Below are 9,204 nucleotides of genomic sequence, written 5' to 3'. Positions count from 1 at the left end.
AAAAAGTCCGAATATGGCATTTTGGTCATTTGTACCCGCTGTAAAATCAAATACTTACAAGCTATTTAGGGCTACGAAATCGCGGATTTTAGGGTTTTTCGACAGTCTCGTTAGCAAAGGTCGAACACCACGTTGAGGTGTGCGTTATATCCGAAAGAAACTACCTATTGCCTAACGGTAGTTTCTTATGAGAATTAACGAATTCGCTAATTTTTTCTTCATTACATATGTACAAAGTGTTGACCAAGAAACCTTAGGAGAGTACGATAGCAGTTGGACCTTGCGGGGTGATCGGTTCCTGGTGGATCCTAAAGACAGAAATATTTTCTGTTGCAAAGAGTGATAATAATCAAAATTGTTAAACACAAACTTCCTCCCAAAATTTTCCCTTGACTTTTTCCAACAAATTCGGTATATTTTTAATTAATTAAAGGACCGCTGTTGAGGCGAGTCAACAAAATAAACTACCCATAACCTTTTGGAGGGAGTCTTGAAGGGGGGATTTCAAAAGGTACCAATAGAAGGTCTCTGAAGATGTTTTGTTTGTCTTCAGAGGCCTTGTACCTTAATCCTCGATAAAACAAAACCATATACGAAAAATATCATTTAAAGTATTAAAAATTTGTCCGGTGTTAGGTTGTTAATGTGGTAAAGGTCAGGGTGGGGATGCCTCAACTTATGGAGGGATCTATAACATTAATTTCCAATCAACAGCAATGAAAGGAGGATTACAATGGATTTCATGAGCTTTCTTGTTTTGTTGATTATCAGTGTTGTTGTATGTGGGATCTTACATTTTGGCTTTAAGTATTACATTGTGCCGGGGTTTTGGTCTTATCTGTCCAAAGTCCTCATCGGGTGGGTCGGTGCCTGGTTAGGTTCCCCGGTATTTGGTAAATGGTGGGAAGGCGTAAACTATGGGGAAGTCTATATTGTCCCTGCAATTCTGGGCTGTTTTTTCCTGGTGGTCTTTGCAGTGGACTTTGTTAAGACTAAGGGTAAAAAATAATTATCTATGATCAAGGTCTAATCAAGGGGTCTGGTCTTGAAATATAAGTTAACTGCAAACTTCCAATTCGAATTCACAATTCACGAGGCTATTAAAAAGTAATTTTCCGCAGGCTGCTCAAAAATGCCCAGATGCAAGGCCCTCGAAATCCTGAGGAGTGCGGCATACTTGGACGTACGCCGCAACGACGAAGGATGAGAGAAACGCAGCAGATGGGCGTTTTTCAACAGCCTGTCAATATTTAACCTCTACCAGAAACAGGCCATGGGCAGGGGCGGTCATCCCTGCCCGACGCCTGTCATGGGCCTGAAAGATCTCCTCAAACTCCGCAGGGGAAATCTTCCCCCGGCCCACATCCACCAGGGTCCCCACGATACTGCGGACCATCTCCCGCAAAAAGGCGTTGGCCTCCATGACCACTACAATTAGGTTGCCCTCCTGGCGTTCGATCTCCAGGCGCAGAACCTCCCTTATGGAGTGGCGACTTTCATCACCTGAGGCCCGGAAGGAGGAGAAGTCGTGGGTGCCGACCAATACGCTCCCACACCTCATCATGGGGGAGAGGTCAAGCCCGTGGGGGATGAACCAGGCGAAGTTCCGCCAGATGGCCGAGGGATAGGGCTGGTTCAGGATATGGTATTCGTAGACCTTGCTATTGGCGCTGAAACGGGCGTTAAAACGTTCCTCCACTTCCTCCGCCCCCCTGACGACGATATCAGCAGGCAGGAGGCTGTTCAACCCCTTCTGTAGGGAGGTCAGGTCTATGTTGCTCTCCGTGTGGAAGTTGGTCACCTGGCCCAGGGCATGGACCCCGGCATCGGTCCTGCCTGCTCCGATAAGATTCACCTTCCCCTGAGTGATCTGGGCGATCTTCTCCCTCATCACCCCCTGGATGGTCCTTAACCCGGGCTGGACCTGCCAGCCGTGATAGGCGGTCCCATCGTATTCGATGGTCAACTTGATGTTCCTCATGAGGCAAACCTCCCGATCCACCCCTCCTTGAGCGGCCTCTAGACGAAACCCGATAGACTCCACCCCATATCAAATCTGCTGAAGAGGCGAAAACCGGTGACCTTTACATCCTCCACCACCGGCTCAGATACCCCCCTGGATCATGTCGATGATCCCTATCCTGATCATCATCACCGCAATGGCGGCCAGCAGCAGGCTGGCCACCTTAGCCACCCCCTTGGACCCCCCTTCTCCCAGGAGGCGAACCAACAGGTCGGCCCGGGAGAAGACCCACCAGGCGAAGGCGAGATTGACAATCAGTGAGACGATGGTGGGGAGATATCCATAGGCGTCCACCGCGATAATGATGGTGGTGAGTACTGCCGGGCCCACGATCAAGGGCATCCCTAAGGGGACGATTCCCACGGTCCCCCCGGCTTCCCTCCTCTTCTTTTCTGGGAAGAGGAGGTCATGGATGGCGATGATCAAAAGGATGATCCCCCCGGCCACCTTGAAGTCGGGGATGGTGACTCCAATGACCGTAAAGATGAATTTCCCCAGGGCGAGAAAGCCTAGACTTACCACGAAACCCGTCAGGATGGAGTCCCGCACCACCCGCTTCCTCTCAGCCCTTTCCATCCCCTCGGTGAGGGAGATGAAGATGGGGAGGACCCCTATGGCATCCATGGCGACAAAGATGGGGATGATGGCCAGCAGATAGACCTTAATCTCCCAGGGCATCTTTACGATTCAAAGGCCTTGAAGAGGAGGACACAGTTGACCCCCCCGAACCCTGCGGAGATGGAGAGGGCAATCCTCACCTCCTTCTCACGAGGATCATTGGGGACATAGTCCAAATCGCATTCGGGGTCAGGAAACTCGTAGTTGATGGTAGGGTGGATTACCCCGCGTTCGATGGTGAGGGCCGTGGCGATGGCCTCCGCCCCCCCATCCGCTCCGATGAGGTGCCCGATCATAGACTTGGTGGAGCTGATAGGTATCTGATAGGCATAGTCTCCTAAGGCCTTCTTGATGGCCTTGGTCTCGGTGAGGTCGTTCAACTTGGTGGAAGTACCATGGGGATTGATGTAGTCTACGTCCTCAGGGGCAATCCCTCCCATCTCCAGGGCCAGCTCAATGGCCTTGCTCAAAGCAGTGGCCCCGGGGTCTGGTTCGGCGATATGGTAGGCATCGGCGGTCATCCCATAGCCGATGAGCTCGGCATAGATAGGGGCCCCCCTCTTGAGGGCATGACCCAGTTCCTCCAATATGATCACCCCCGCCCCTTCTCCCATGACAAAGCCATCTCGGTGGAGATCAAAGGGTCGGCAGGCCTTTTGAGGCTCGTCATTTCGGGTGGACATGGCCCGCAGGGCGATGAACCCCCCGAAAGAAAGGGGGGTGATGCAGGCATCTGCCCCGCCAGTGAGGATCATCCTTTCGGGACCATCCTGAATCCTGTTATAGCTGGTGGCAATGGCGTGACTAGACGAGGCGCAGGCTGATGAGGTTACATAGGTGGCCCCCCGGATTCCGAACCTCTCGGTGACGTTGGAGGCCACCGAGCTGGTGTACACATTAGGGAGGGAGAAGGGGGACATCCTCCGGGGACCACCGTGCTTCAACAAGTTATCGTAAGCATCCTCCATAATCTCCATGTTCTCAACCGCCACCCCTAGGATCGCTCCTACCTTGAAAGGATCGGAGTGATTGAGTTCATACCTCCCCTCCAAACCCTCTCTGGGCAGAAGCTCCATTTCCGCATCCTCCAGGGCCAGCTTGGCCCCTACCATTGCAAATTGGGAGGCCCTCCCCAGATATCTGTCCCCCTTATGAAAGGGGAGGTAATCATGAATGGAGAAGTCCTTTATCTGCGCCCCGATCCTGGTCCTGAACTGTTCCATATCAAAATTGGGGAACACTATGCGATCTACCCCAGATTTTCCCTTCAGGAGGGCCCTCCAATAGGGCTCCTTCCCTATACCCACGGGGGTGACTGGCCCTAATCCTGTGATTACAACCCTCTTTCTCTGCATAGACAAAAGTCGCTTTTTAGATATAAATAGATTTTACGCCTAAAGATAAAGGTATCGGAGAAATTTTTCAAGGAGAAATTGACCTAAGACTTGACTATTTTGGGTATCTATGGTTCTTTGATAGCGAAAACCCAGGAGGTTGAGATGATTGACAGGAAAGAGGACCTTGATCTGCTGAGGAACATTTAAGGGAGGAACCCCTTATTAAGCACTCTTTGGCCACGGAGGCGGTGATGGGGGCCTTAGCAGAGAGGCCATGAGGGAGTGCGAGAGGCTCGGCCTGAGCCTTAAGGGGTTCGCCCGATTGAGCCTCAAGGCCATGCAGGGGATAGGAGACCAGCTAGGCCTATGAACTTGACGTAGGCGGTGTCTTTATATAAGATGAGGTGATTATACAGAAGGGAGAGAATGGTATGAAGGTCAATTATACGAGGCTCATAGGGGTGGTAATTGTAGCCTCCCTTCTCCTTCTCGGCTGTGCCGGCAAGAGGAAGAGCCAACCCCCTCCCAAGGACCCCGCTGTACTCTACACCAAGGGGATCATCATCTTCAACAAGGGGAAATACAAGGAGGCCATAGAGGCCTTCACCCAATTGAAGAATTACTTCCCTTCTGATGAGCTCTATGCCCTCAAGGCGGATCTGCGGATCGCGGACTGTTACTTCTTTCGGAAGGAGTATCCCGAGGCCATCACCAGATATACTGAGTTTAAAAAACGGCACCCCTTTCATCCCGATGTTCCCTATGTGGAGTTTCAGATAGGGCTCTGTTACTATCAACAGATATTATCGAAGGATCGCGACCAGGAGGCCACGGTAAAGGCCCTGACTGCCTTTCAAAATGTGGCCTCCAACTACCCTGATACCATCTTCGCTCAGAAGGCCCGTGAGAAGATCGCCTTCTGTCGGCGGAGGCTGGCAGAGCACGAGCTCTACATCGCCCGTTTCTATCTCCGCAAGGGGAAATACCCTGCGGCAGCGAAGAGATTGACCTCGGTCCTGGAGAGGAATCCCGCCTTCGGGATAGAGGATGAAGTCCTCTATTTCCTCGGTATTGCCCTGCACAAACAGAAGAGGGACCCTGAGGCCTTTACCCCCTTGACACGACTGGTACAGGATTATCCCCAAAGCCCCTTCACCAAAAAGGGGCAGAAACTCCTGGCCAGCCTGAAGGCAGAAGGAGTAGTTCCGGCCTCTCCTGTGCGCGAGGGCGAAAAGGTGAGAGTGGCCAAGCCCCCTGAAAAGATGAGGAGAGAGACCTTCCCCTTCCGCATCACCGCCAGGCGTACCGAGGAGATCCCCGATAAGAACGCCATCATGTATACTGGCGAAGTGGTGGCCTTGGGGGAAGAGATGACCATCCGCTCCGAGTCCCTCCTGTTGACCATGGAGAAAGGGGTCCCCAGGGAGATGGTGGCCATGGGTGAGGTGAGGGTAAAAGGAGGGGGAGAGGAGATCTTCTCTAAAAAGGCCACATGGTCCCCAACTCAACAGCTTTTGGTGATGACAGGAGATGCCAAGATCAGGGGGGTAGGAGAGTGGATAAGAGGGGATGAGATCATCCTCCACCTAGACACCGGCAGGATAGAGGTCAAAGGAAAAAAGGTGGAAAAGATGGAGGAGGAGATAGAGGGCCAATAGGACCTTGAATGACAAGGGCCGAATCTACGGGGGGCTATGTCCCCCTTTTTTATTGATCTTAGGGATGGAAAAGGTCCATCTGATTAGTTTAGGCTGCCCCAAAAACCAAGTCGACTCAGAGGTGATCTTGGGCCTCTTGCTGCGAGATGGCCTTATTCCCGTCTTCATGGTGGAGGAGGCGGGCGTTGTCATCGTCAACACCCCCCATTCGGCCTATGTAAAGATCGCTGAGGGGTGCTCCCATCCCTGTACCTTTTGCCTCATCCCTCAACTGAGGGGAGAGGGAGCTCAGGGAGCTTTTGGTATTTGTCCATGAGGTGCAGTTCACCCATCTGGGAGTGTTCAAATATTCCCCTGAGGAGGGGACCAGGGCCTTTCGGATGAAGGGGAAGACCTCTTCTAAGGTGACCGAGGAGAGGGCTGCTCAGCTCATGGAGCTGCAGCAGGGGATCTCTTGGAAGAGAAATCAGGAGATGATAGGATCGGTGATCCCGGTCTTGGTCGATGGGGTAGTCTACATCAATAAAGGAGTGGCCCGCAGCGGAAAAATGGTAGAGGTAAAAACCACTCAAGCGGACCCTTATGACTTGGTGGGAGAAATCAAAGTTAGGGCTTGAATGGATCCTAGCCTTGTCGCCTTATAACCTTCCCATTAAAGATGCGAACAACAATCTCTGAGACAAAAAATGCCCTTCACCGCCCGGATCCAGAACCGGGGATGAACGGCACGTATGATGAAACTACTAAAGGATCTCGATTTCCTCTAAGAGGCGTTCCTTTGTTTCTAATGGCACATTATTCTTTTTAGCCTTTTCCGCAATCTCTTTTCCCAGCAAGGCAGCACCAAGGGCTCCGGTAATCAATGGTTTGTCGGGCACCAGAATCTCATGGCCCAGTTGCTCGGAAAGGGCCCTAACCAGGCCCTTGTTTTTGCCGCCACCGCCGGTCAGGATAACCTCCTCTTCTACCCGGAGCCGATTGACCATCCTGCTTATCCTATCCGCCAGAGAGTGATGGATTCCCGCAAGCAGGTCGGCAATAGGGACGCCTTCTGCCAACCTGGCTGCTACCTCCTGCTGGGCCCATATGGTGCAGACGTTGCTTATCTTTGCAGGATTCTTGCTTTGCAAAGAAATGTCGCCAACTTCTTCCAGTCTTACCCCCAGGGTATCGGCAATCACCTCTATAAATCTGCCGCTGCCCGCAGCACACCTGTCGTTCATAATAAAATCGGTCGGTCTGCCGTTAGCATCTATGCTTATTGCCTTGCTATCCTGACCCCCGATATCAATGATGGTCTTGGCTTCAGGGAAAAGACTGCCGATCCCCTTGGCATGGCACGTGATCTCCGTGACCTGTTTATCCGCAAAAGGCACATTAATTCTCCCGTAGCCAGTGGAGACAATATAGGTGATGGACTGAAAAGGCAAGGCGATCTGATTTAAGACATCTTCCATAACCTTGTTGGCCAGTCTGCGCTGTTCCGGACCTGTAGGCCCAATGACAAAGGCGATGATCCCATCATCCAGGATCACCGCCTTTGTCATGGTGGAACCGATATCAATGCCGGCAAAATACTCTGTCATCGTACCCTGGCCCTATTTTATCTTGCTTTTTTCTACGGCTTCCAGGGTCTCGATAAAGGCATCGATCTTATTTCTTGTATCGACCTCAGAGTAGGAGGTGATATCTATGATATCACTTTCCAAAACCAGAGAGGGGAGTTCTCTCCTGTCCTCTTTTTTCTTGCCATCTTCCCCGAGCACTAATACGGGGATAGGTCTGTATATCTTTGCGAGTTGATGCAATTGCCAGATGAGGCCCACATGCCAGCTCCGGCAGGAAAATGCCTCATGCATGACAACACCGTCAATCTTGTAGTTTTCAATATAGTCGATCAACCATTCTACATCCGGATGGCTTCCAGGCCGCTTCCTGGCCTTGTCATACCAGAAGGTCCAATACCCGAGCCATTTCCAAGCCAGATGTTCAATCGGATCATCTGTCTCCGGGATGTCCATCTCATAGAGCGGTTGGACCATGCGATAGGTTGTCTCCGCCGGGAAAACGGCCCCTTTACTGTTAAAGTAATTAAAATCAGTCAAGGCAAACCACGAAGGTAATCCGCCGCCCCACAGGAGTCTGTATTTCTCATCCTTGACAACACCTTCCTTGTTGGCAATCTTTTCCTCTAGCTCCTTTTTCAGACCCGCATAGAAATCATAAGCCTCCTGGGTCGCCATCATGAAGACCATTGGGACCATGGTATTCATGGCATCTCCGGTACCCATGGGACAGGGCACCGCGCGTCGCAGTTCATAGGTTTCATGGATCAGGTTCCAGGTCTTATCGCTCAGGGCAACCAGTTCCTTCAATCGGTCATAATCCATCTTCTTGCCGGTCTGCTCTTCTATGAATGCCACCAGCCCGCGCAACTGCTCGACGATATACTTGTGATAATAGCCCCAAACCTCTCTATGATCCCTTTTCGGATCATAGAGTGGATAGGGCAGGTCGATATTATAGATGGGGACATCCGGCATAAACTGCTGTGCTGCCTGATACCACTTGGACCTCGGATCACACAGGATCTGGCCGCTGGATATCATAAAATCAGGCCTCGCCTGCCCCCCCCACGGGGCATCGGGCGGCATCTCACCCAATTCTTCCCTCCATTGGTCAAAGCCGAGCCCGCACAGGGCATAGGTACAAAGGGAGCGAGAAAAGCCCAGGGATTCCGCCCTTTGAAGGAATCGTTCCGCATCTCTCTTTGCCCCGCAGATACCTGCATAGTTTTCTGTCCACACAGGCACCACATCCAAAGCCCGGAGAATTTCGTCGTGCTGGCACACGATAAAGGTATAGGCAATTTTGTGCGTTCCCTCTGCCCGTGCCCGGACCGTACCCCCGATGGCTTCCTTGACCATGGGACCGATAGAAGCAGCCGCATGAGTTGCAGTCCTTCTCTTTTTGTGTTCTTTCGCCTTTTGTTCCTCAGCCATTGCCTAAATCCTCCTTATTTCGGAATCCTCATTATCCGATCATCTCCAGAAATGCCTGGACCCTTGTTTTTACTTGGCCGATCGTACCTGCTGAGTACAAATCTTCCAGGTGGAGGAGCGGGACATTGATGGATTCGTAGTACGCCTTTCTTGCAGGGACCTCAAAGCCAAAGGGATCACAATATTTGTACACGTAGAGAATGGCGCCATCGACGTTGAATTCCTTGGCATACGATCCGATGTCGCCGAACCGATCTACAATACCCCCCTCAAAGGTACCTGCCTTGTTTTCCCTATAGGTCTTGGGACAATTGACCTTATCCAGATACCGACGGGCCAGCGCGTCTACAGGATCTCCCCCAACGTCCGCATGCGGGAAGTAATCCCTGGTACCGTTGCAAAGGGTATCGGTCACTACCGTGGCCCCGCTCTCTTCCACGATCTTGACCAGTTCAATGTTATCCACACACGCACCGTCAATGAGTATACGGGGGCCTTTCTTAAGAGGAGATTCCTTTCTTTGGCCAATCTCTGCTAAGACCTCGTCAAATAGTGCATTGGATTCG

10 protein-coding genes are annotated in these 9,204 nt (G+C 51.7%); 4 read left to right on the top strand and 6 right to left on the bottom strand.

Features of this window, described 5'->3' with window-relative positions; translation table 11 throughout:
- The first annotated feature begins 733 nt into the window (after positions 1–733).
- Positions 734–1,009, top strand: coding sequence for a hypothetical protein (locus JRI46_11335; protein MBW2040160.1), 276 nt, complete (start codon positions 734–736; stop codon positions 1,007–1,009).
- 234 nt (positions 1,010–1,243) lie between these two features.
- Here JRI46_11335 and truA read toward each other — a convergent pair whose 3' ends face one another.
- The 3 genes from truA to JRI46_11320 all read right to left on the bottom strand — a co-directional run bounded on the left by truA (position 1,244) and on the right by JRI46_11320 (position 3,996).
- Positions 1,244–1,981, bottom strand: coding sequence for a tRNA pseudouridine(38-40) synthase TruA (gene truA / locus JRI46_11330; GenBank protein ID MBW2040159.1), 738 nt, complete (start codon positions 1,979–1,981; stop codon positions 1,244–1,246).
- 123 nt (positions 1,982–2,104) lie between these two features.
- A complete protein-coding gene (locus JRI46_11325) occupies positions 2,105–2,701 on the bottom strand; it encodes a MarC family protein (GenBank protein ID MBW2040158.1) in 597 nt (198 codons plus the stop codon).
- A 2-nt stretch (positions 2,702–2,703) separates the two neighbouring features.
- Positions 2,704–3,996 carry a beta-ketoacyl-ACP synthase II gene (locus JRI46_11320; protein ID MBW2040157.1) on the bottom strand — a complete coding sequence of 431 codons (1,293 nt, stop codon included), beginning with the start codon at positions 3,994–3,996 and terminating at the stop codon, positions 2,704–2,706.
- 413 nt (positions 3,997–4,409) lie between these two features.
- Between JRI46_11320 and bamD the strand changes: the two genes are divergently transcribed.
- The 3 genes from bamD to JRI46_11305 are packed head-to-tail and all read left to right on the top strand — an operon-like array spanning position 4,410 to position 6,253.
- On the top strand, positions 4,410–5,636 hold the full coding sequence (gene bamD, locus JRI46_11315; GenBank protein MBW2040156.1) for an outer membrane protein assembly factor BamD: 1,227 nt from the start codon (positions 4,410–4,412) through the stop codon (positions 5,634–5,636).
- A 4-nt stretch (positions 5,637–5,640) separates the two neighbouring features.
- The gene (locus JRI46_11310) at positions 5,641–5,952 is read left to right on the top strand and encodes a hypothetical protein (protein MBW2040155.1); all 312 of its coding nucleotides are present in this window, start codon (positions 5,641–5,643) and stop codon (positions 5,950–5,952) included.
- Positions 5,936–6,253, top strand: a complete 318-nt coding sequence (locus tag JRI46_11305; GenBank protein ID MBW2040154.1) for a hypothetical protein — start codon at positions 5,936–5,938, stop codon at positions 6,251–6,253. Before JRI46_11310 ends, JRI46_11305 begins: the two co-directional genes overlap by 17 nt.
- Before the next feature lie 126 nt (positions 6,254–6,379).
- Here JRI46_11305 and JRI46_11300 read toward each other — a convergent pair whose 3' ends face one another.
- The 3 genes from JRI46_11300 to JRI46_11290 all read right to left on the bottom strand — a co-directional run.
- Entirely contained in the window at positions 6,380–7,222 is an 843-nt protein-coding gene (locus tag JRI46_11300) for a 2-hydroxyglutaryl-CoA dehydratase (protein MBW2040153.1), read from the bottom strand.
- A gap of 12 nt (positions 7,223–7,234) precedes the next feature.
- Positions 7,235–8,638, bottom strand: a complete 1,404-nt coding sequence (locus JRI46_11295; protein MBW2040152.1) for a 2-hydroxyacyl-CoA dehydratase — start codon at positions 8,636–8,638, stop codon at positions 7,235–7,237.
- A 31-nt stretch (positions 8,639–8,669) separates the two neighbouring features.
- Positions 8,670–9,204, bottom strand: a 535-nt coding sequence (locus JRI46_11290; protein MBW2040151.1) for a 2-hydroxyacyl-CoA dehydratase, incomplete at its 5' end; no start/stop codon positions are given.

This window comes from Deltaproteobacteria bacterium (genome assembly GCA_019308925.1).
In the GTDB taxonomy this organism is placed as follows: Bacteria; Desulfobacterota; B13-G15; order B13-G15; family RBG-16-54-18; genus JAFDHG01.
This window is presented reverse-complemented; position numbering and strand designations above follow the sequence as displayed.